The sequence below is a fragment of the Mycetohabitans endofungorum genome (genome assembly GCF_002927045.1).
In the GTDB taxonomy this organism is placed as follows: domain Bacteria; phylum Pseudomonadota; class Gammaproteobacteria; order Burkholderiales; family Burkholderiaceae; genus Mycetohabitans; species Mycetohabitans endofungorum.
In genome coordinates this window covers 1-1,027 of the sequence record NZ_PRDW01000075.1, presented here as the reverse complement: position 1 = coordinate 1,027, position 1,027 = coordinate 1, and the positions used below count along the sequence as shown (strand labels likewise).

1 protein-coding gene is annotated in these 1,027 nt (G+C 64.6%); it reads right to left on the bottom strand.

All coding sequences use genetic code 11. The features are described from left to right. On the bottom strand, nucleotides 1-1,027 hold a 1,027-nt coding region (locus B0O95_RS15250; RefSeq protein WP_233203464.1), incomplete at both ends, for a condensation domain-containing protein.

The following is a 1,027-nucleotide window of genomic DNA, read 5'->3' as shown; positions in this document are numbered from 1 at the left end:
ATCGAGCCGGCGCGGCGGCTGTACGATCTCAACCACTTGCTCGAACGGCAGGTCTTGATGCGCTTGCGCGTCCAACGTCGTGCGCCGCACGCGCTCGAGCAGTTGCGTGGTCGTCAGTTCGCCCTCCAGATTCACACGCAACGCCAACGTATTGACAAAAAAGCCGATCAACGGCTCGATCGCAGCATGCCCCCGGTTTGCGCTGGGCGTGCCGATGACCACATCGTCCTGGCCCGACAGGCGCGCGAGCACCGCGCTCCATGCGGCAAGCACCGTCATAAACAGGGTCGTGCCATGCTCAGCGCTCAAGCGCTTGAGCGCTTGCGTGGTCGATGCATCGATCTGCACCGGCACGTGCGCACCGGCAAACGACTGTTGTACCGGGCGCGGCCGATCGGTCGGTAGCGCCAGCAGCACCGGCGCGTCCGCCAGCGTCGCGCGCCAATAGTCGCTTTGCGCCTGCAGCCGCTCACCCGTGAGCCACTGACGCTGCCAGGCCGCATAGTCCGGATACTGAACCGCCAATGGCGGCAAGGGATCCGGTTGGCCTGTACAAGCGGCCGTGTATAGCGCATTCAATTCCCGCACCAGCACGCCGATCGACCAGCCGTCCGATACAATATGGTGCTTTGTCAGCACCAGTACGTGCTCGTCGTCGGCCAATTGGATCACGCATGCGCGCATCAGCGGACCACGCGCCAGATCGAACGGCGCGCACGCTTCATCGGCGGTCAAACGCGACAGCTGCGCGTCGGCATCGGACACGCCGCGCAGATCATGCCAGCGCAGCGGCACACCCCTGTCCGCCGGCAGCAATTGCACCTGCGGCTGACCGTCAACGCTCACAAACGTCAAGCGCAGCGCTTCATGACGCGCGAACAGCGCATCCAATGCCTGTTGCCATGCGGCCCGATCAAGCGGCCCGCGCACGCGCAGCGCCAGCGGAATATGATATGACTCACTGGCCCCATCAAGCTGCGCGAGGAACCACAGCCGCTGCTGTGCGAACGATAGCGGCAACCTGCCT